Below are 22,928 nucleotides of genomic sequence, written 5' to 3' on the forward strand. Positions count from 1 at the left end.
ATGAATCTTTGGAGTTGGTACATATTTAGTAGAGATAAATTCAAAGGAGAAGTATTTAATCATGTGTATAGTACTACTAGTAATAGTGGAAGTTTTTCTCATGGTTTTGTTTTTTCAGCATTTGTAAATCCAAAATTGAAAATTTATGCTAAGGGAGTAGAGGTGTTTAATGAAGAATTAGATAGTTCAAATTTTAGTGTCGATTTAAGTTTTAATACAGATAATGAAGAGTTAGAGTTTCATTTTTATGCATCCAATATTGATACTTACGCAGGAATATTAAACTTTAATGAAAAGGATTTGACTTATTTAAATGTTAGTTTCTTTAAAAGTTTAATAGGATTGTATTGTGATAAAAACAGCTTAAAAAGCATTTTTACAAATAAAACACTGAGTGTAATGAGTTGTGATTACAACCAGATTGAGAGTTTAGATGTTTCTGAAATTCCAACACTGGTTGTTTTAAACTGCAATTACAATAATTTAAGGTCTTTAATTTTAAACGATCAGTTAACAATTATTGCATGCGTAGGAAATGAACTAACAAGTTTAGATGTTTCTAAATGTGCAGGGTTGATAAACTTAAGATGTAGTGCAAATAAACTAACTAGCTTAGATGTAAGTTTAAATGAAAAGCTAACAAATTTAGATTGTTACAAGAATAATATAAAGAGTTTAGAGCTGAATGAGCAGATGGTAAATCTTGTTTGTCATGAAAACCAGATAGAAAGTTTAAACATTCAAAATAGTCTTGATTTAGTTAGAGTGGTGGCAACACAAAATAAGTTAACCAGTTTAGATGTGAGTTTGAATAAGAAGTTAACAGATCTTCGTTTTTCATACAATGAAATATCAAATATTGATGTAAGTCAAAATATAGAATTAACAACATTGTACTGTGAAAAAACAAAGCTATTGTCTTTAGATGTAAGCAAGAATACAGAGTTGCTCTATTTATACTGTGCAAGTAGTTTGTTTCCTTCTGTTGATTTAAGTCAGAATAAAAAATTAGTGAATTTTGATTGTAGGAGAAGTTTTTTTACAGTTTTAAATATTAGTGAAAATGCAGATTTAGTTAATTTAAATTGCTCAAATAATCTAATTTCTTCATTAGATGTAAGTCAAAATAAAAAATTGCTTCGCTTTCAATGTAATAACAATAAACTGAGAAGTTTAAATGTAGCGAATGGTAAAAACAAATCTTTAGCTCTTTTCCAAGCGGAAGAAAACCCAGATTTAACCTGTATTCAGGTTGATGATGAAACTTTTACTCCTCCTACAGGTTGGTCTAAAAGTGCTACGGCAACATATAGTAATGCTTGTCCGATTTAATAAAAAAAATATATGAATCTTTGGAATTGGTACATATTAAGTAATAATAAACATAAAGAAATAGGATACAATCATGTTTACACAACAACTAGCAATAGTAGTAGTTTTGTACATGGATTTCAATATAATTCTTTTGTAAATCCTAAGCTGAAAGTTTATGCAAATGGAGTAGAGGTGTTTGATGAAAAATTAGACGCTTCCAATACTTCAATAGATTTGAGTTTTAATGAAAATAAAGAAGAACTTGAGTTTCATTTATATGCTGTAAATACTGCTTATTTTGCAGGAAACTTTCATTTGTACAATAAAAATCTAACTTATTTAGATGTTAGCTTTTTTAAAAAACTACGCTATTTACAATGTGGTGTAAATCAGATTAAAAAATTAAATATTGATAAAAACAAAGAGTTGGTTCAATTGTTATGTTACAATAATCAACTAACAGAGTTAAATGTAGCTAATAATACGGCTTTGTATCAATTGCATTGTGGGGCAAATCAAATTAAAGTGTTGGACGTAGAAAAAAATACGTCATTAATAAATCTATATTGTTACAATAATCAATTAACAAGTCTTGATATTAGTAAACTATCCTTATTAGAGCATTTAAATTGTGGGAATAATCAAATAGAAGTACTAGATGTGTCTAACAGTACAAAACTGATATCTCTTGCTTGTTACAATACAGGAATAGCAAAACTAGATATAGAGAAAAGTTTAGGGCTGTTAAATCTTAATTGTTCACTAAATAATTTAAGCAGTTTAAATGTATCAACAAATGTATTGCTGAAAGATTTACATTGTTATAATAATAGTATTGAAAAATTAGATGTTAGTAATAATCCAGAGTTAGCTGTTGTAAATTGTAGTGCTAATAATTTAGGAGAATTTAGTGTTAAAGAGAATTCTAAATTAACAACACTTTATGTTGGTAAAAATCAACTAGAATCTTTTGATGTAAGTACAAATTTAGAGCTTGTAAACCTCGATGTAAGTTCTAATTTATTAGAAAGAATAAATGTTGAGAATAATCTGAATTTAGTTCGTTTGATATGTGGTTTTAACAATATCAGCAGTATTGATGTTAGCAAAAATAAAGAGCTTGAACTTTTTTACTGTGAAAAAAATAAACTCGAGATTATTGATGTCTCTAATAATTTAAAGCTAGACAATTTTAGATGTGCTATTAATAATTTGACTTCTATTGATGTAAGTAAAAATATCAATTTAGAAAAGTTAGTTTGTTATGATAATCAGTTAACATCGATAGATTTAAGTAACAATCCATTGTTGTTTGATTTTAATGCAGGACATAACAAAATTGAAACGATTGACGCTAGTTTAAATCCTAGACTAAGTAGATTATATTGTTATGATAATGATTTAAAGTCTATAAATGTTACTAATAATGAAAACCTAACATTACTTCATGTTGGAGACAATGAGTTGGAGATTTTAGATGTTTCAAATAATCTTAAACTAACACAACTTTATTGTTATCGAAATAATATCAAAGAGTTGTCTCTAGATAATCAAACGTTGTTAACGCATATTCAATCTCAACAAAATGAAATTCCAGAGTTGAATGTTTCGGGTAATGAAAACCTAACTTATTTGCATTGTGCAAACAATCTAATAGCAAGTTTAGATGTAAGGTCTAACACAAAGTTAACTCAGTTGCATTGCAATTCTAATTTACTAGAATCATTAGATGTAAGTCAAAATACTTTATTGTCGCATTTAACTTGTAATGTAAATAAGTTGACAACTATAGATGTTAATACTTTATTAGAGTTAATTCAATTGAATTGTTCTAATAACCAGTTGAATGAAGTTGCCGTAGAAAATAATTTGAAGCTTACATATCTCAATGTATCGGTCAATCAACTTGAAAAAATCAATATTGAAAAAAATATAAAGCTAGATCAATTGGCATGTAATAATAATGGTCTAACAGCATTAGATGTTCGTAAAAACACACTGTTAAAATATTTGTACTGCCAGAATAATGAACTAACAAATTTAAATGTAGTCAGTAATACTTCTTTAGAGAATTTGTATTGCTTTAATAATAAGTTACAAAGCTTAAATGTTGCTAACGGAAATAACACAGGTTTAGTTCAATTTAGAACTCATAGTAATCCGAATTTGAGTTGTATAACAGTAGATGATGAAGGTTTTACGATACCATCAGGTTGGACAAAAGAAGCACAGGCTACTTATAGTAATTCATGCATAACTAATACCATAAAATAAAATTAAAATGAAAGCAAGTGTAGACATATTAAAAAGTTGGTTTCAAACAGGAGATAAACCAACAGAAACACAGTTCGCAAACTTAATAGATAGTTTTCATCATAAAGATGATGGACAAATAATTACAAGCTATAAATTATTCGCTAACGGAAATTTATCTCTTACTTTTTCTGATGGAATAACGGCTAATATTCAAAGATTTGCTTTGCCAAATACAATGCCTTTAAATTTTATCGAAGGCTTAATTGATGCTTTAAATGAAAAAGTGACAAAGCAATCTGGAAAAGATCTTTCTGATGAAAATTTCACTTTAGAATTGAGACAAAAATTAGAAGAGCTAGAGAACTACGTGCATCCAGATTTTCATAAGATTGAAGAAATTGAAGGTTTACAAATCTTATTGGAAAGTAAAATGGATAGGGATGGATTAAAGCAGTTAACAGATGAGAATTTTACATTAGAAGAAAAAGAGAAATTAGCTGATTTAGAAAATTATACACCACCAAGTTCGCAACCAATTAGCTATATAGAAACATTACAAGATACGCTTGATTTAATTGATCAAAATATAGATAATAAAGTTGATAAAGAAGATGGAAAAGGCTTATCGTCAAATGATTTTACAAATGAAGAAAAAGATAAATTATCAAATTTAAATCAAGCTACTGGATTAGAAAGAGTTGTTGAAAACGGAAATGCTGGTTGGCGTTTATCAGGGCAAAGTGCAGATAATTATGGAGACATTGGGCAAGGAGCTGTTGATATTTCATTTAATAGTGCAACTTCAACTTTACATGGTGCGACCGGAAAATATGCCTATGCGCAAGGTGAAAGTACTACCGCATCAGGAGTAGCATCACATGCATCAGGTCATGAAAATACGGCACACTCTTACAGTGAAACAGCTATCGGAAGTTACGGTACTAATTATACAGCAAAATCTGCCGAAAGTTTTGATGGAGCCGATAGAGTTTTTAACATTGGTAATGGAGTTTCGGATGCTAGTAGAAGCGATGCATTAACAATTTTAAAAAGTGGTCAAATTACTGTTCCGTCTACAACTAAAGATTTGATAGAAAAAGGAGGAGCAAAATCTATTATTACCAAAGAATATGCTGATCAAAAATATGCAAACAGTAGCCAGGTAGTATTTGCAGAGGTTGACTTAGGAGGTTTTAATACAGATACAGAAACAGAGATTAAAGCAGTACCAATTTTTCAAAACCCAGTTAAAAATAGTTTAATCATTCCAACGCAAGTATCATTGGTAGGAAATGCAAATGGTTTTACAGATTATTTATATGATTTATCTCTAGGGTTTTCAAAAGATAAAAATTCAGCAAGTTTTAATAATTTTCATAATATCAATTTAGGAGTTTTAGGGCAGCATTATTCAAATTCACCTTATATAATAAGTATGGGCGTAAATATGATAGGACCTAATTTAGAAGAGTATCAAACAGAATTTACACATAGTATTTATTTAGTGGGGGATCCTAAAAAAGTTGTGAAAGATTTAAATGGGAAATTACTTGTTAGAATAGAGTATTTCACATTAGAAAATGTAATTCAAGGAACATTAGAATCATAAAAACAGCCGCTTAATTAACCTTCATTTTTCAAAAAAAATCAAATAAAAAATGGCAAGAAGTATTAATGAAATACAAGAAAGTATTATCGAGCAAATTAACTCTGATGTATCCTTAAATACATTAGATATTTTAACCGATAATGAAAAATCAAGTTTAAATGATAGTTTAACAAGTAGCTCTAAAGTAGCCTTATGGAGGATGTTTGTTTACATTGTTGCTGTAAGTTTTTGGACTATTGAAAAGCTGTTTGATACTTTAAAAGAAGAAATTGAAGATCTGTTGCGTTTATTAAAGCCTCACAAACCAAGCTGGTATCGTCAAAAAGTATTGAACTTTCAGTTTGGTCATGAGTTGAACGAAAAAGATTATTACGATAATACAGATGATTTATCACCTTTAGAATTAGCAAAAGCCAGAGTGGTAAAGTACGCGGCTGTAATTGAAATCAATTCAATATTATATATAAAAGTAGCAGGAGAAAAAGATGGGATTAGAGAGAAATTGTCTGATGCAGAGGAAGCTGCGTTACTTCAGTATATAAAATTGATAAGAGATGCAGGAGTAAAAGTAGTAGTGGTAAATAGAGATGCAGATTCGTTGAGGTTAGAAATTGATGCATATTACAATCCGTTAGAAATTGATGCAAATGGAGCTAGGCTAGATGGTAAAGACGGCGAGCCTTTGCAGAATAAATTGCGACAATACTTAAAAGAGTTTGAGTTTAATGGAGAGCTTGTGTTAACGAAGTTGACAGATCAACTTCAAAAAGTAAAAGGTATTGAAATGCCGGTAATTAAAGCTGCGTATTACAAATTTGGTAAACAACAAGATTGGAATTTAATTGATGAAACGTATCGATCTGATGCAGGACATATGAAAATAGATGACGATGATTTAACTATTAAATGGATACCAAGAGATGTTAGTTAGGAGAATATATAATATTGATTTTAACAAGCAGATAAGTTTGTTATTACCAACTTTTAAAAGGAAGATAAAAATAACAAGTTATTTAAAGGCATTAATTAAACCACTAACAGAGTTATATAAAAACTTAAATTCAGGAGAGTCATTTTTAGAGTTTTACAAGAATACACTTTATAAGCTTAATCATAATGGACAAGTAGTGTATTTGCAAAAAGTTTTGAATGATCGTTTTGATAAAGATTTAAGACGAATTTATATTACAGATGGACTTTTTAATACTCCAACATATGTATATCCTCATATTGTAGAAAAAGATGTTTACCTAAATACTCAATATATTTTTAGTGGTACCGATCTCGCTTTTAAAGATGTAGATTTTGTAGTGGTTTTTCCTACAGATGTAAACATATCTGATGAGGTAGGTATAAGAATCAAATCATTGATTAACTATTACAAATTAGCAAGCAAAACATACGACATAATTCAAGCATAATGAACAGACTAGATTTATTTGACGGAGGTTTTCCGTTATCAACAGAAACACTTGACTTTTTACAAGGTCAGTCTCAAATGGCAGCAACCCTTACTGCTTTAGGAGGAAGTGATACATATATATTATCGGGGGTAGCTATACAAGGTAGCAATGCTACCGATGGAATGATTGTGTATCAAGGAGAGGTTTTGCCTTTTAAAGGAGGTGCAATACAACCACAAGTAACAATCATAGAAACAAAAGAAGAGGTAACATACTTAGCAGATGATGATGGAGATGGATTGGGAGATAGTAAATCGGCATATGTTAGGCGCTACGCTGAGTTCGGTAATAGTGGAACAGTGTCTTTTGCGTTTTCTCAATTAAAACCATTTATTCATGGAGTTGCTCATGAAATGTTTACTACTTTTTTCAAAGATATTCGATTGCCTTATGTTGGAGCTATAGAAGATATTCCAGAAGGATGGGAATTATGTGAAATATTATCGGGTTCGTTTCCTGTAATTTATGATGCTTCAAATCCGGATTATAATCAGATTTTAAAGCAAGGAGGAGCTAATAGTGTTACTTTAACAGAAGCACAAATTCCTTCTCACAATCACTCTGGTACTACCAGTACAATAGGTAGTCATACACATACAGGTGATACATCAACTACAGGAAGTCACACACATACAGGAGGTACTGCAAGTGGAGGAAGTCATACGCATGGAGGTAGAACTACCACTAATGGGGCTCATACGCATGGTGTTCCTAATGATGATCATGAAACACCAAGAAATGTAGATTATAGTACAGATGAATGGGGTGGGCATACTGGAGGTATTGATAGGTATGTTAGAACAACTTCAGAAGGAAGTCACTCGCATACATTTACAACTTACAGTGCCGGATCTCATACGCATAGTTTTACAACCAATTCAGGTGGAAGTCATAAACATTCGTTTAGAACAGACGGTGCAGGAAGTCATTCTCATACGTTTACAACTCAATCAAAAGGAGGAGGACAATCACATGAAAATAGACCTTTTTATAAAGTAATAGCATTAATAAAGTACGTTGGTTTTGCAAGTTAATCATGTATACCACCAATTTATGGTAAATAAAAATCCTGTAACATTAGTTGCGGGATTTTTTATTGATGAAATAGAAAGGCTTGAATAGGTAAGGATATCACTTTTTTATAAAAAAAAACAATTGTATACTTAAATTCGTATTTTGTGGTTATGTATTCCATTCAGTGGGAATAATTTAATGCTTTTAATTTGTTAAGATAGAAATTTAGATGCGAGAACAGAAAATCACCATATTAATCACTACGCTTTTATTATTAGTAAGCATTCAATATTCGTTTTCACAAGTAACTTTAACATCTTCAGAAAAATTTCATCAAACTACAGGAGACGTATTAGTGGTATCAATGCCTGCATTTGCCTTAGCATCTGGTTTTATATGGGATGATGGTCAGAAAGGAGCTTTACAGTTTACAAAATCTTTGGTAGGTACTATAGCAGTAACTTACGGATTGAAATTTATAGTTGAAAAAGAACGACCTAATGGTGTAAGTACAAACAGTTTTCCTTCTGGGCATACAGCGGTAGCATTTGGTAGTGCTGCTTTTATTCAAAAAAGATATGGTTGGAAATACGGAATACCTGCGTATGCTTTGGCTAGCTATGTTGGGTATTCAAGAATAGAATCAAACAACCATGATGAATGGGATGTAATTGCCGGAGCTATACTAGGTGTTGGCATGAGTTATATTTTTACAAAACCCTACGATCCTGAAAAGAAGTTAAAATTAACTTCTGGACTACTAGAAAATACTCCAACTTTTGGAGTAACCTACAGTTTTAATTAATTAACAATATTTAAAGTTTTTGAAAATCAGGGTTTAAAAAGAATCTTGAAATAATTTCTTCTAAAATGTTTTTGTAGTTAGAAGAAAGGTTGTATATTTGCCGTCCAATATCGCGGGATAGAGCAGTAGGCAGCTCGTCGGGCTCATAACCCGAAGGTCACAGGTTCGAGTCCTGTTCCCGCTACTAAAGAAAAGACTTCATAATTTATGAAGTCTTTTTTGTTTTATGAAATTAAAGGTTTATTTTAAAATACCTAAATGTATAAGTCTACTACCTGTTTGTCCAATTGGATTAGTGCTTTTACCAATTACAATTCCATTTTCAGGTGCAATATATTCTTTTAAAATGTTGCCAAAAACATCTCTAATTGTAGCTATTAATTCTCCTTTTTTTAGTTTTTGAGTGAGTTCAACATGTACTTGAATAATACCACCTACATGACTATAAATCCAATATGATTTTTTACAAATGATGGCATTTTTTTCAGCTTTTTCTATAGTGTCATCATACATTTTTAAAAAAGATAAGGTGTTATATACTCCAGTTAGGCTAGAGTGAATCATGCCTTTTTGAAATTTATCAGGATCACCAACTTCAATAGTGATAGCATCAATACCTAAATCAGCAGCAGCACCTCTGAGGGTTCCATCTTTAGGAGGGGCGTTAAGAATGATTTGTGGGTTTTGAATTAGTGCTAACTGCTTAGCTATTTTAGAAGATAAATCAGCTCTAACATAATATGAATTAATTCTTCCAAAACTAGCGGTATGTAAATCTAAAAGAAAATCGAAATTCTTGATAATTCGGTTAATTACTCTACTAGCGTAAACTTTACTTCTATTACCATCTTTGTCTCCTGGCATTATTCTATTTAAATCTACTCCATCAATAAAACGACGTTCATTTACTAAAATAGAAGGAACATTTACGACAGGAATACCTATTATAGTACCAGATAGTTTTTCTAAATTAATAGAGTTGAATAAACGTTGAATAACAGACATTCCATTTAGTTCATTACCGTGTACTACAGCTGTAAGTCCTAAAACAGGTCCATCTTTAATGCCTTTACCAATGATTATAGGAATATAAATGGGTTGAGCAATTCCATTAGAAACTAAATGTAGCCAACGATATGATAGTGTATTGCTTTTGTAATCATTTAATTTTATCCTTTTAATAATTGGAATCTTTTGAAATTTAGCCATTATAAAATTTCTTTTATTAGTAATTCATCATCATTTAAAGATTTAAAAAGTTTACGTTTAAACGTTCCTTTTTTACTTAATAATTTAATAGCCATTTTATCTATAGCTATAGAGGTTAAAACGGTTTGAATGTATGCTTCTACTAAATCATCAAGACCAATACCCAAGTTATTAAACTCTTTTCTTTCCATAAGGAGAAGTCTGTTAGTGTCAGAACCCCAATCTCCATTTTCTTTTTTGTATGATAAATTAGTTCCAAGTATGTCCCATGAAGCTTTGCCTTCATCTAAGGTGTTTTTTAAAGGTAGTTTAGCTCTTCTAGAATAAATAGATATGGGTTTGTAGCCGTTTTTGGTAGCATGTATCATCATTCTAAAATCTAAAACATATGATAGACCTTTGTTATTGGGCATGGTACCGACATGATAATATTTTCCTTCAGAAGTTGTGGAACTCCAATTATAATTACCGACTAAACTTTGTACAATAAATTTATCATAATCAAAGTCCATTTTCATAAAATTATCTAACTCTTCCTCATTAACAATAGTGAAAACACCTTGTCCAGCATTACTATATGGGATTTTAACAACGGCTTTGCCTCCCATATTACTAATCCATAAAGGAATTTCATTTTTATTAACATCCCAAATGGTATGAGGAGTTATAATTTTAAGATTTTTTTCTGATAGCTCTGCATTGTAAAAAGAGTATGCTTTAGAGGCAATTAATTTATTTCTTCCACCTGCTAAGCAAACTATAGTAGGATTGATAATTTTTGTTTTGGAGAAAATAGGTAATCTATTCCATGGTTTTTGGGTTAGGTATCTAAACACTAAATCTAATTGGATCCATTTATCATTTACTTTAAGTTGAATGTATTCTCCCGAAATATCAATATGACTTTTATCTAAATTATTATAATAGGGAACAAGAAATACTTTTTTATCAAGCATATCTGCCATAGCATGAGCATAACCAGAGGCTTCCATATAATTTTTATCATAAATAACAGCTATATTGTTGTTAGCCTTCTTTTTGATCAATGGCTTTATAGTATGCTCCATAAATTGTCTATAACCACCTTGCTCTTTAAATTCGTTTAACAGAGGCATAGACTTTTGTCCAGATGGACAAGAGTTGTTTTCTATAATAACCATTTGACGCTTTCCATGTTCAGTGGTAACATGTAATAAATCTGCGCCAGATAAATGATAATGTTTAGGTTTATAACTTAATATTTCTTTTAAATCTTCTGAATTTACTTTAGGATTTAAATGGCAGTATCTTTTTATAATTCTATCGCTAGATAGGTTTAAAAAATAGCTAACCATAGGATGTATGGTAGCATTTAAAGATTTTTCATACCAATGGTTTTCAGGTTCAAAGGTATTTGGGGAAATAGTCCTTATTTTTTTGTCCATTTATATAGTTTTCTTAAACTGTTTATGGTAATTTTTTAATTTTCAATTATATTTTGATAGTTGTTAAAACTAATTTCTTCTTTAAAAAGGTCAATTGACTTTTCAATAATTTCTTGCGCTTTTTTAACAGAATAACCTAGTTCTACTGCATATATAATTACAGCTTCTATTTCAAGGTTGTTAATTTCTTTGTTAGAAGAAATGCTTTTAAATAAATCATATAATATGTATAATCTTTTAGTTGTATTATGAACAGTTTCAAGAGCATATTTACTGTGGTTGTGCATTATGTCTTTATACTCTTCATTGTTAATGTTTAAAGCAGTAGCAAAAGCATTAATAACATGTTCTTCATGTTCATCCATTAATACATCAAGAGTGGCTATATGTACTATGGCAGCAAAATGAGCAATACCGTTTCTATGCTCATTTGACTCAAATAAATCTAATATTGACATATATTTATGTTATAGGATAGGAGTTATCTTTTGATGTTCTACTCGGTTAGTTTTAATTCAGTTATTATCCATGCTAGATATATTTGTTCATCATCAATAGTAATTTCCTTTTCTTTATAAGAAATAATAAAGCTTTTACCGATGTGGCTTTCATCTTTTAAATCAAAAGAGTTTAGTACTTCGGGCTCAATGCCTTCAAAATTATAAATGTTATCATCATGAGAGAAATAATAAACATCTTGTTCGTACCCATCAAAAGAGGCAGAAAGAGTTTTAATTTCTTCTTGTTTAGAGAAATTGAGAAACATAATAAAGAATATACCTACAAGAATTGTTTTCATAAATGATTTTTTTATAATTAAAACTAAACTCTTAATTTATTTAAAGGTTACATGAAAATTTCATTACGTTTTTTGAAGGTTTTAAATTCTAAAAAGTAATTGTTTGGATCTTTTATAAAAAAAGAACTTTGTTCTCCTTTTTTATCTTCAAAAAATGTTTTTTTAATGATAGTATCAAAAGACCATTTATTAATTCTATCATATGTTTTTTCCCATTCATCATTTTCAAGTATAACTCCAAAATGAAAAGAAGGAAGTTGGTCTTTTTCTAAAGAATACATAGGGTATTGAAAATCAAATTTATCAGAGGTAACAAAAGTTATTTGATGACTAAATAAGTTAATGTCTGCCCAATTATTAGTTTTTCTGCCAATTTCTAAACCAAGTTCTTCAGTGTAAAACTTTATTGTTTTGTTGAGGTCTTTACAAGGTAATGATATATGAAATTTTGTGCTCATAATTATAACAGTGTTAATTTTTCTAGTTTTAGTACTATAAAATCTTCATCATCTAAATCGTCAAAGATTTCTTTATACTCTATTTCAAACTTTTTACCTTTTAAACTATCAGACTTTAGGTCAAATTTGACCAAGATCATTTTGTTAATTTCTTCAAAATCGATTATATCATTATTATCTAATTTAAAAATGAAATAACCATTTGTGTATCCTTTGTAAGTACCAGTTGAGGTAACTGATTGCTCTGCTCTATAATAATTCATAGTAAAAATTATTAAAAATTAGTATCATTAAAATTATCAAAATCATTGTCGTCAAAAGAGTTTTCATCTTCAATGAATTGATCCATAGTGTCTTCCAGTTTTCTGCTTATTTTAACTAAATAAATAGTGTCAATAGTTCTTACTTCTACGGCACTAATAGTTTTTCCTTCTGAATTTTGAAAAGAAATAATATCATCATAATCATATCCATCAGGATATTTTGCAACTAATAAGTTTAAGATATTCGACGTTAACTTATCATAATCAACTATAATACGTTTCATAAGGTTACATTTTTAATAAGTATGCGAAAATTAAAGGAGCAACAATTGTAGCATCACTTTCTATAACAAACTTTGGAGTATCTATATCTAGTTTTCCCCAAGTAATTTTTTCATTAGGTACAGCGCCTGAATAAGATCCATAACTTGTTGTTGAGTCAGAAATTTGACAGAAATAACTCCAAAAAGGAGTGTCTTCTCTTTCTAAATCTTGATATAACATTGGAACAACACATATAGGGAAATCTCCTGCGATACCACCACCTATTTGAAAAAAGCCTATTCCGTTTCCAGAATTCTCTGTATACCAATCAGCCAAAAAAGTCATATACTCAATACCAGATTTCATGGTTGAAGCTTTTAACTCTCCTTTCATAACATATGAAGCAAAAATATTTCCCATTGTAGAGTCTTCCCATCCAGGTACTACAATAGGTAGGTTTTTTTTGGCCGCAGCATACATCCATGAGTTTTTGATATCAATCTCGTAATATTGTTCTAATACACCAGATAATAATAGTTTGTACATAAATTCATGAGGAAAGAAACGTTCGTTATTATCTTCAGCATCTTTCCAAATTTTATAAATATGTTTTTGTAATCTTCTAAAGGCTTCTTCTTCAGGAATACAAGTGTCAGTTACTCTATTAAGTCCTTTAAGCAATAAATCCCATTCATCTTGTGGGGTTAAATCGCGGTAGTTTGGTACTCTTTTGTATTGTGAGTGGGCTACCAAATTCATAATATCTTCTTCAAGATTGGCACCAGTACAAGAGATTATATGGACTTTATCTTGTCTTATTACTTCTGCAAAAATTTTACCTAGTTCAGCTGTACTCATTGCACCTGCTAAAGAAACAAGCATTTTAGATCCTTGTTCTAATTGATTTTCATACTCTTTAGCTGCATCAACTAAAGAAGCTGCGTTAAAGTGTAAAAAGTATTTTTCTAAAAATTCAGATATTGGGTGGTTATTTACGTTTATCATGTAGCTTTCGTTTTTAATAGATATAGATTAGTCTTCTAATTCATCTTTAAACTTGTTAAGTCTGCTAAATGGAGACTCATTATCGTTTTGATCATCTTCATTAAAATCATCATTACTATCAATTGAATAAAATTTATAGCTTAACATTTTGTAGTATAGTTTAGCGGCTAAGAAGTCTGAAGATTTTTCATGTTCATTAGGGCATAATTCAACAATATCAAAGCCTACTACATTTTTTTCTTCAAAAATTCGGCGTAAAAAATCTAAGGTTTCATACCAAAATAATCCTCCTGGTTCAGGAGTACCTGTACTAGGTAAAATAGAAGGGTCAAAAGCGTCTAAATCAAATGAAATAAATACATTATCTGTTAATAAATCAATAACTTCATCTATCCAGTACTCATTAGTAGCCATTTCATGGGCGAAAAAAACTTTTTCTTCGTTCATAACTCTGGTTTCAGAAATATCCATACTTCGGATACCAACCTGAACTAAATTTGTATTTTGATTAGCTTCATACATAGCACAAGCATGATTGTATGGAGTTTCATCATATTCTTTACGTAAATCAGCATGTGCATCAATATGTAACACCGTTAAGTTATCAAAACATTCATTAAAGGCTCTAATACTACCAATTGATATTGAGTGCTCTCCACCAATAAGAGTTACAAACTTATTTCTATTAATGTATTGTTTTGTGGTTTGATGAACAGAATCAACCATAGCTCCAGAAGATCTGTTTTCGGTAATAGCTTCGGCTAAATAAATTCCTTCTTTATATACTTCAGATTTAGTTTCAATATCATAGAGTTCCATATTTTCAGAAGCTTCTAAAAAAGCATTTGGACCTTTATCAGCTCCTTTTTGCCAAGTACTTGTTCCATCATATGGAACAGGTATTAAAACTATTTTAGAAGTATCTACTTTACTGAATTGTTCTGAAATTCCTGCATAAGTTCTATTCGCTTTCATATCCTAATATTGATAGTAATTCTTTACTTTTTTGTTGTTCTTTAAATATTTCAGTGTTTATTTTTCCGTTTTTGTCTTTTTGGATCAAAATGTGTTTAGGGTGTGGAATTAGACAATGTTGTAATCCTCCAAAACCACCAATAGACTCTTGGTAAGCTCCAGTATTAAAAAAACCTATGTATAAAGGAGAGTCTTTATCATAAACAGGTAAATAAATGGCATTAACATGTTGCTCTGAATTATAGTAATCGTCACTATCACAGGTTAATCCACCAAGAAGGACACGCTCATATTGGTTATTCCATTTATTTATAGGAAGCATTATAAAGCGTTTGTTGATAGCCCAGCTATCTGGCAAAGTGGTAATGAATGAAGAATTAATCATGTTCCATTTTTCACGATCATTTTGTTTTTTTTGATATAAAACTTCATAAATAGCTCCACTACTTTCACCAACGGTAAAGCTTCCAAACTCAGTAAAAATATTTGGAGTATCTACATTTGCTTGTGTGCATGCAGTTTGAATTTGATTGATAATTTCATCAATCATATATTGATAATCATAATCAAATGCTAATGAATTTTTAATAGGAAATCCACCACCAATATTTAAACTGTTTAAGCTAGGACAGATTTTTTTTAGACTAACGTATACTTTTAAACATTTTAAAAGTTCATTCCAGTAATATGCATTATCTTTTATACCTGTATTTATAAAAAAATGTAGCATTTTGAGTTCAACTTGAGGATTGTTGGCTATTTCTCTTTCGTAAAAAGAAACGATATTTTTATAACCAATACCTAGTCTACTTGTATAAAACTCAAATTTAGGTTCTTCTTCAGATGCAATACGTATGCCTACTTTAAATTTTTTATTGGTTTCATCTAATAATAAATCAAGTTCTTCATAATTATCTATAATAGGGATACAGTTTTTGTATCCTTCCTCAATCAAGTCTACAATATTTGAAATGTATTGATCTCTTTTAAAACCATTGCATAAAATGAAGGTATGATTATTTAATTTTCCTTCTTTTTTTAGAGATTTAACAATGTCTATGTCAAAAGCAGATGAAGTCTCTAAATGAATGTCATTTTTTAAAGTTTCATTTAAAACATATTTAAAATGAGAGCTTTTAGTACAATAGGAGTAGTTATAACTACCTTTGTAGTTATGCTTTTTAATAGATTTGTTAAACCACTCTTTTGTTTTACGAATGTTTTCAGAAATTTTAGGTAGATACGTGAATTTTAGGGGAGTTCCGTATTTATTAATAAGCTCCTCTACAATATCAATATCATGGAAAAATAAATTTCCATTTTCAGTATAGAACTCCTCTTGAGGAAAATCAAAAGTTTGTTCAATTAAATCTTTATATTTTGTATTCATTTTTTTCAATAAAAATTATAGAAAGCAAACTCTATAGCTATCTGATAGCTAGGTTTGTTATAACCCAAATTGAAAATGAAAAACTAAACTAAAAGTTGTAAGTACACACCCCTTAAACGAAGATTTTGAAGTATGTCTAAAATTAAAAGATTGGAAGAAACCTTAATTTTTTCGTTGTGTTTCCAAAACACTAAACAATTTTTTATCTTCCTGTAAAAATTGTTTTCGAAATAAGCAAAACGTAACATTTTATTTTACCATAGGTAAATCAAATGTAATCTTTTTTTTTATATAAAAGAATATTACCTCTTTTTTTTGTTAATAATATTAGTAAAAAGAAGAGTTTGTTGTTGAATTCTTTATACTGGCTTGTATTCAGTGATTTATCTTGAAATTTTTAAAAAAGTTTAATCTGTTAAATTTTAAACGAAATGTTATAAACAAAAGACAAAGCCTTAGTTTTGCAGGCTGGTAAATGTATAACAACTAAATTTTAAATTTAATTATTAATAAAAATGATTAAGGTTAAACAGATAATAATCGTTTTAACTGTGTTATTTGCACAGCAAATTTTTGGACAAACTTTAAAGGGAAAAGTAGTGTCTCAAGATAATATCTCCGTTGCAGAGGTACATGTTTTAAACTCAAATGACGATCATCATACACATAGCAATGAAAGAGGAGCTTTTGTATTGCATCATGTAACTGTAGGAGATACATTAGTTATTAGTCATATCAACTACAAAAAGAAGCAGATAGTTGTAGCTAATTTTAATCCTATAACGATCACCTTAGAGGAGAACTTAGTTTCATTAGAGGAAATTACAATAGGGAAAAAATTAAATGCACTAAATGTAATTACAGCTGTTGATATTCAAACTAGTCCTGTAAACTCTTCTCAAGAAATTTTACAAAAAGTACCAGGTTTATTTATTGGTCAGCATGCAGGAGGAGGAAAAGCAGAGCAGATTTTCCTTAGAGGATTTGATATTGACCATGGTACAGATATTACAATTACTGCAGATGGTTTGCCTGTGAATATGGTGTCTCATGCTCACGGACAAGGGTATGCAGATTTACACTTTGTAATTCCAGAAACAGTAGAGAATATTGACTTTGGAAAAGGAGCTTACTATGCAGATAAAGGAAACTTTAATACTGCTGGTTATGTAGATTTTAAAACTAAAAATAGATTAACATCTAACGTTATTCAATTAGAGTCAGGTCAATTTAATTCACAACGTTTATTAGGAATGTTTAATTTAATTAACAATAACAAGCAAAGTGCTTACATTGCTTCTGAATACATTCTTACAGATGGATATTTTGATAGTCCTCAGAATTTTAACAGATTAAATGTTTTTGGAAAATATACTGTAAATGTTACTGATACTGATAAAGTAGGAGTAATAGTTTCTCATTTTACAAGTAAGTGGGATGCTTCTGGTCAAATTCCTCAGCGTGCTGTTGATAGTGGATTAATTACTCGTTTTGGTGCAATAGATGATACTGAAGGAGGTTCAACAGGTCGCACAAATGTATTGTTATCGTACGATAAAATGATTTCTGATAACTCGTCAATAAAAAATAAACTTTTTTACAACAAATATAACTTCGAGTTATTTTCAAACTTTACTTTTTTCTTAGAAGATCCTGTAAATGGAGATCAAATTAAACAAAAAGAAACGCGTAGTATTTTTGGTTTTACCAGTGATTATAAACAAGATTTTAATGATTTAGACGGAAGTTTTTCTGCAGGAATTAGTTTAAGAAATGACAGAAGTTTTAATAATGAGCTAGCTAATACATTAAACAGAAGACAAACTTTAAATAGAATTCAGTTTGGAGATATTAATGAAACTAATTTTGGAGCTTATGCAAGTGCAAACTTTAATTTCGGAAAGTTTACCATTAATCCTTCGTTACGTTTAGATTATTTCAATTTTGAATATAACGATGCTTTACAAACAAACTACGAAACACAATCAGCAACAGAAAGTATTGTAAGTCCTAAATTAAATGTGTTCTATAATCACAATGAAAATTTACAATTATACTTAAAAGGAGGAAAAGGATTTCATTCAAACGATACTCGTGTTGTAGTAGCGCAAAATGGAACAGATATTTTACCTGCTTCTTATGGTTTTGACGCTGGATTTATTTGGAAGCCAATTCCTAAATTATTAATTAATACAGCATATTGGTATTTATTTTTAGAGCAAGAGTTTGTATATGTTGGAGATGCTGGAATTGTTGAACCTAGTGGGAAAACAAACCGTCAAGGAGTTGACTTTAGTTTACGTTATGAGCCAATAAATAGATTGTTTTTTAATTTAGATGCAAACTACACACATGCAAGAGCCTCTGAAGAAGCTGCAGGGGAAGATTTTATTCCATTAGCGCCTGATTTTACCATAACAAGTGGATTAAACTATAAGAGTATTTCAGGATTTTATGGTGGTTTACAATTAAGACATATAGATGATAGACCAGCAAATGAAGATAATTCTATTGTAGCAGAAGGATATACTGTAACAGATTTTAATGTAGGTTACGAGTTTAAAAACATTACGTTAGGAGTTCAAATTCAAAACCTTTTTGATGTAGAATGGAATGAAACTCAGTTTGCAACAGAATCACGTTTACAAACTGAATTAGCTCCTGTTGAAGAAATTCATTTTACACCAGGTACACCATTCTTTATCAAAGGAATGATTACAGTAAACTTTTAATAGAGCAGTTATATAACGACTAGTATATTAATTTAGATTTTAAATAAAAAGACTTCGCTTTTAGTGAGGTCTTTTTTTTGTTGTGAATTATTGTTTTTATGAGAAAGTATAAAGGGAGTAGTTTTATTTTTTTAAGTAGTTTTTAAAAGGTGTAAACAGCTAGAAGTTTTAATAAAATAGACATATGAAACTGATTATTAAAAGATCAACTAACTGTTTACTTTTTTCATCTTCGATCTCATCAACATATATTGACAATTAATCCCCAATAACCGAAGAATCATTTATAGCTATTTTAGTCATCAAGACTTATCAATTGTATTTTCTGATAAGTAGTTCCCCAACCCCAAAATGATGTATAACTAAAAAGCTAACCCTTTGCTTACCCTTATCTATAGGCAAAAGGAATTTTTAAAATTTAAACGTATAACGAGTTTATTTTTAAATTCCGATTCTAAAGTATGAGTTTTAAAGACACAATAGATTTTATTAACTAATTTTTATAGGAATTAAACGAATAGTGTTAACAAGATTGTAATTGTTTTGAATGTAGTTGAGATGTTGGTTAAAACTTTTAACATTGTAGGTAAATAGGAAGCGATTGTAGTAGATAAGTTTTCAATTGAGCACAACAAGAATGCGATTGTAGGGCATAGATAATTGAAATAGCAAAATGAGGAAGTTATTGTGGTAGTTTATTAAAGAATTGTACAGAAGAGAGTGAAAATTGTTGATGCTTGTTTTAACTATGGAGTTGTTAAAGACTAAGTTTCGTACAATTTAGTAAGTTTAGCAAATCGATTTATACGAATTATAGTAACTTACACTAAATACCGTTTTTATGAGTAAAGGCAATCAACGAAATATTTCAGTTACAGGAACTACAGACTTTTCAGATATTAAATTAACAGCTCCAAAAGAATATGCAGCCGGAATTACTGCAGTAAAAGTAGCTTTAAATCATGTTTTTAAAGAGATGGGAGTGGTAAAAGGATTGAAAGGTTTGGGAGCAATGAATCAAAAAGAAGGATTTGATTGTCCTGGATGTGCGTGGCCAGATCCTGAAAAACCTTCTAAAGTAGCTGAATATTGTGAAAACGGAGCCAAAGCTTTTGCTGAAGAAGCAACGGATAAAAAAGTAGACGCTGAATTTTTTGCAAAATATTCTGTTGAAGAAATATCGCAATGGACAGATTATCAAATTGGAAAAAGCGGGCGTGTAGTAGAACCAATGGTGTTGTATCCAGATAAAGTTAATTACGAACCTATTTCTTGGGAAAATGCATACAAATTAATTGCCGAAAAGTTACACGAATTAGATATGCCAGATGAAGCTGTTTTTTATACCTCTGGACGCTCAAGTAATGAAGCTGCTTTTTTGTATGGATTGTTTATTAGAGCTTTCGGTACTAATAACATGCCTGACTGTTCAAATATGTGTCACGAATCTAGTGGAGTTGCATTATCAGAAACCTTAGGAATTGGTAAAGGATCTGTAAAATTAGAAGATTTTGATAAGGCAGAGGTGGTAATGGTTATTGGGCAAAACCCAGGTACCAATCATCCTAGAATGTTGTCAGCTTTACAAAAATGTAAAGAGAATGGTGGAAAAGTTATTAGTGTTAATCCATTAGAAGAAGCAGGATTAATTCGCTTTAAAAATCCGCAAGAATTTAAGGGAGTTGTATTAGGTGGCGAACAATTGACAGATGTACATTTACAAGTAAAAATTAATCAAGATATTTCATTATTAAAACTGATCATATTAAAGTTAGCAGCAATTCATCAAGAGAAAGGAAATGTTTTTGATCATGAGTTTATTAAAACTTATACTAATGGTTACGGTGAATTAATGAAGCATTTAGAAGGTTTTTCTGAAGCAGAATTATTATCAAACTGTGGTGTATCAGAAGAAAAAATAAACGAAGTAGTTAACATTTTAGCTCATAAAAATAAAATCATTATTTGTTGGGCAATGGGATTAACACAGCATAAAAATGGCGTTAATAACATTAAAGAGTGTGTGAATTTACTGTTGTTAAAAGGAAGTGTAGGAAAAGAAGGAGCAGGAACATGTCCGGTAAGAGGGCATAGCAATGTTCAAGGAGATAGAACCGTAGGGATTATGCATCACGTAAAAGAAAACTTTAACAAAGCAATTAAAGATACTTTCGGGTTTGATGCACCTGAAAAGCCAGGTTACGATGTAGTAAAATGTATTGAGGCAATGCATAAAGGCAAAGCAAAAATATTTATGGCTTTAGGAGGTAATTTTGTGTCTGCTGCCTCTGATACAGAATACACAGCACAAGCACTTCAAAACTGTGAATTAACAGTACATGTAAATACTAAATTAAATAGAACACAGCTAACTGCAGGAAAAACAAGTATTATTTTACCAACTTTAGGTCGATCAGAATTAGATGTTAAAGATGGAAAAACTCGTTTTTTAACAGTAGAAAATAGTATGGGTAAGGTGCATAGAACTAAAGGAATGCTACACCCTTCTTCTGAAAATTTAGTAAGTGAACCTGAAATTATAGGAAATATTGCCAACGCCTATTTTAAAGGAGACCATGTAGTAAATTGGAAAGCGTTAGGAAACAATTACGAATTGATTAGAGAAAAATTACAATTGGTAGTCAACGGTTTTCAAGGAATGGAAGAAAAATCAAAAGGAACTGGATTTTATTTGCCAAATAATGTAAGAAACTTAGATTTTAGTAAGTTACCTAACGGAAAAGCACAGTTTACCTGTTGTGAATTACCAAAGCATACAATTGCAGCAGATGAGTTTTTATTAATGACGATTCGTTCTCACGATCAATTTAATACAACAATCTATGGTATGAATGATAGATATAGAGGTGTTTTTAATGAACGTAGAGTTATTTTTATGAATGAAAAAGATATGGAACGTTTTGGTTTTGAGAAATTTGAAGTAGTTAACTTAACTAGTAATTACAACAATAAGCTACGAAAAGCACCTAACTTTAAAGTAATACCATATAACATTCCGCAAGGGAATTTAGGAGCCTATTTTCCAGAGACAAACTTGTTGATACCAATTCATGAATACGCAGATAAAAGTCAAACACCCATAAGTAAATCAGTAATTGTAAAAGTAGAGAAGGTTAATTAATGAGGAATTATGAATGAGGAATTACGAATTGTTTTTGTTGCTCTTTATTTGTAGGAAATCTGTGCTGTAAGAACTTTTTCAACTTTAAACTAATTAATTGAATATTAATGTGAATCTTGTCTAAGAGTAAAGGTTTTATTTTTAGTGATTTGCAGATTTGTTTGATCGAGACATGAGAAAAAAATCAAGCAGTTTTTGATGACATAAAGCTAAATTTTGATCATAAGTCTTGATTTTTGTTTCTTTTTATCAAGAAAAAGAAAGGAATGATAATCAAACTATGTGTTTTTATGTAGCTGTAAAATAATAGTTTAAAAAGAACGTCAATGGTAGTGTTATCGAGTTAAAAAGCTTTTTAACGAAGATATCTTACAAAGTAAGTCGAGATCTTTAGTAATTAGCCTACTAAAAACAACCTCTCTGCGCTCTAGGAGACAAAATGCTTTAAATAATTATTTTCACTCAAAACTTTCACGTGAAACTCTCTGTCCAAATTTAATACTGTATTTCTAATATCAACAATCTCTTCTCTCTATTCTCTTTTCTCGTCTCTAAAAAACTTAATACCTACTACTTCATACTCAGTACTAATAGAAAAGAAGTATCTTTGTAAAATCGAATGGTTTTTTACGAGGGGTAAAAATTAAAAGGGAATTTGGTGAAAATCCAAAACTGTTCCCGCAACTGTAAAATTCGAAATAGCTTCATTTATAAAGCCACTGTACAAAGTATGGGAAGGCAAATGCAAGTAGAATTAAGTCAGGAGACCTGCCATTTAGAAAATAATTTATTTAGTAACTCTCGGG

The 22,928-nt window shown here is 30.0% G+C and carries 19 protein-coding genes, 1 tRNA gene and 1 riboswitch; of the genes, 10 read left to right on the forward strand and 10 right to left on the reverse strand.

From position 1 onward, the window contains the following. The 8 genes from EYW44_RS04550 (at position 1) to EYW44_RS04585 (ending at position 8,645) form a co-directional block, all read left to right on the forward strand. Positions 1-1,332, forward strand: a complete 1,332-nt coding sequence (locus tag EYW44_RS04550) for a hypothetical protein (protein WP_132722491.1) — start codon at positions 1-3, stop codon at positions 1,330-1,332. A gap of 12 nt (positions 1,333-1,344) precedes the next feature. Beyond that, positions 1,345-3,588, forward strand: coding sequence for a hypothetical protein (locus EYW44_RS04555; RefSeq protein WP_132722492.1), 2,244 nt, complete (start codon positions 1,345-1,347; stop codon positions 3,586-3,588). Positions 3,589-3,595: 7 nt separating this feature from the next. Then, entirely contained in the window at positions 3,596-5,179 is a 1,584-nt protein-coding gene (locus EYW44_RS04560) for a hypothetical protein (protein ID WP_132722493.1), read from the forward strand. A gap of 49 nt (positions 5,180-5,228) precedes the next feature. After that, on the forward strand, positions 5,229-6,110 hold the full coding sequence (locus tag EYW44_RS04565; RefSeq protein ID WP_132722494.1) for a nucleotidyltransferase: 882 nt from the start codon (positions 5,229-5,231) through the stop codon (positions 6,108-6,110). After that, positions 6,100-6,600 carry a hypothetical protein gene (locus EYW44_RS04570; protein ID WP_132722495.1) on the forward strand — a complete coding sequence of 167 codons (501 nt, stop codon included), beginning with the start codon at positions 6,100-6,102 and terminating at the stop codon, positions 6,598-6,600. Before EYW44_RS04565 ends, EYW44_RS04570 begins: the two co-directional genes overlap by 11 nt. Beyond that, positions 6,600-7,676 (forward strand): hypothetical protein, encoded by a 1,077-nt coding sequence (locus EYW44_RS04575; RefSeq protein WP_132722496.1) that lies wholly within the window; start codon positions 6,600-6,602, stop codon positions 7,674-7,676. The genes EYW44_RS04570 and EYW44_RS04575 overlap by 1 nt, the downstream gene beginning before the upstream one ends. A gap of 209 nt (positions 7,677-7,885) precedes the next feature. After that, positions 7,886-8,461 (forward strand): phosphatase PAP2 family protein, encoded by a 576-nt coding sequence (locus EYW44_RS04580; protein WP_132722497.1) that lies wholly within the window; start codon positions 7,886-7,888, stop codon positions 8,459-8,461. Between the two features lie 111 nt (positions 8,462-8,572). Next, positions 8,573-8,645 (forward strand) — tRNA-Met (locus EYW44_RS04585). A gap of 56 nt (positions 8,646-8,701) precedes the next feature. Here the strand turns inward: EYW44_RS04585 and EYW44_RS04590 are convergent. Genes EYW44_RS04590 through EYW44_RS04635 form a run of 10 tightly spaced genes read right to left on the reverse strand, consistent with a single transcriptional unit; the run spans position 8,702 to position 16,248 of the window. Then, a complete protein-coding gene (locus EYW44_RS04590) occupies positions 8,702-9,670 on the reverse strand; it encodes a succinylglutamate desuccinylase/aspartoacylase family protein (protein ID WP_132722498.1) in 969 nt (322 codons plus the stop codon). Continuing rightward, on the reverse strand, positions 9,670-11,094 hold the full coding sequence (locus EYW44_RS04595) for a hypothetical protein (RefSeq protein WP_132722499.1): 1,425 nt from the start codon (positions 11,092-11,094) through the stop codon (positions 9,670-9,672). The genes EYW44_RS04590 and EYW44_RS04595 overlap by 1 nt, the downstream gene beginning before the upstream one ends. 35 nt (positions 11,095-11,129) lie before the next feature. Then, a complete protein-coding gene (locus EYW44_RS04600; RefSeq protein WP_132722500.1) occupies positions 11,130-11,552 on the reverse strand; it encodes a TerB family tellurite resistance protein in 423 nt (140 codons plus the stop codon). Positions 11,553-11,590: 38 nt separating this feature from the next. Next, a complete protein-coding gene (locus tag EYW44_RS04605) occupies positions 11,591-11,893 on the reverse strand; it encodes a hypothetical protein (protein WP_132722501.1) in 303 nt (100 codons plus the stop codon). 47 nt (positions 11,894-11,940) lie between these two features. Then, positions 11,941-12,351 (reverse strand): VOC family protein, encoded by a 411-nt coding sequence (locus tag EYW44_RS04610; protein ID WP_132722502.1) that lies wholly within the window; start codon positions 12,349-12,351, stop codon positions 11,941-11,943. A 2-nt stretch (positions 12,352-12,353) separates the two neighbouring features. After that, positions 12,354-12,614 carry a hypothetical protein gene (locus EYW44_RS04615; protein ID WP_132722503.1) on the reverse strand — a complete coding sequence of 87 codons (261 nt, stop codon included), beginning with the start codon at positions 12,612-12,614 and terminating at the stop codon, positions 12,354-12,356. An 11-nt stretch (positions 12,615-12,625) separates the two neighbouring features. Then, positions 12,626-12,898 (reverse strand): hypothetical protein, encoded by a 273-nt coding sequence (locus EYW44_RS04620; RefSeq protein WP_132722504.1) that lies wholly within the window; start codon positions 12,896-12,898, stop codon positions 12,626-12,628. 4 nt (positions 12,899-12,902) lie between these two features. Beyond that, a complete protein-coding gene (locus EYW44_RS04625; RefSeq protein ID WP_132722505.1) occupies positions 12,903-13,883 on the reverse strand; it encodes a deoxyhypusine synthase family protein in 981 nt (326 codons plus the stop codon). A 27-nt stretch (positions 13,884-13,910) separates the two neighbouring features. Next, entirely contained in the window at positions 13,911-14,858 is a 948-nt protein-coding gene (gene speB, locus EYW44_RS04630; RefSeq protein WP_132722506.1) for an agmatinase, read from the reverse strand. After that, on the reverse strand, positions 14,845-16,248 hold the full coding sequence (locus EYW44_RS04635; protein WP_132722507.1) for an arginine decarboxylase: 1,404 nt from the start codon (positions 16,246-16,248) through the stop codon (positions 14,845-14,847). The genes speB and EYW44_RS04635 overlap by 14 nt, the downstream gene beginning before the upstream one ends. A 515-nt stretch (positions 16,249-16,763) precedes the next feature. Between EYW44_RS04635 and EYW44_RS04640 the strand changes: the two genes are divergently transcribed. Together EYW44_RS04640 and EYW44_RS04645 are read left to right on the forward strand one after the other, a co-directional pair. Further along, positions 16,764-18,980, forward strand: coding sequence for a TonB-dependent receptor (locus EYW44_RS04640; protein ID WP_132722508.1), 2,217 nt, complete (start codon positions 16,764-16,766; stop codon positions 18,978-18,980). A gap of 841 nt (positions 18,981-19,821) precedes the next feature. Beyond that, entirely contained in the window at positions 19,822-22,122 is a 2,301-nt protein-coding gene (locus EYW44_RS04645; RefSeq protein ID WP_132722509.1) for an FdhF/YdeP family oxidoreductase, read from the forward strand. A gap of 603 nt (positions 22,123-22,725) precedes the next feature. Beyond that, positions 22,726-22,912, forward strand: a riboswitch (cobalamin riboswitch). Positions 22,913-22,928: the final 16 nt, after the last annotated feature.

Source organism: Tenacibaculum sp. M341, from assembly GCF_004337695.1.
In the GTDB taxonomy this organism is placed as follows: Bacteria; Bacteroidota; Bacteroidia; order Flavobacteriales; family Flavobacteriaceae; genus Polaribacter.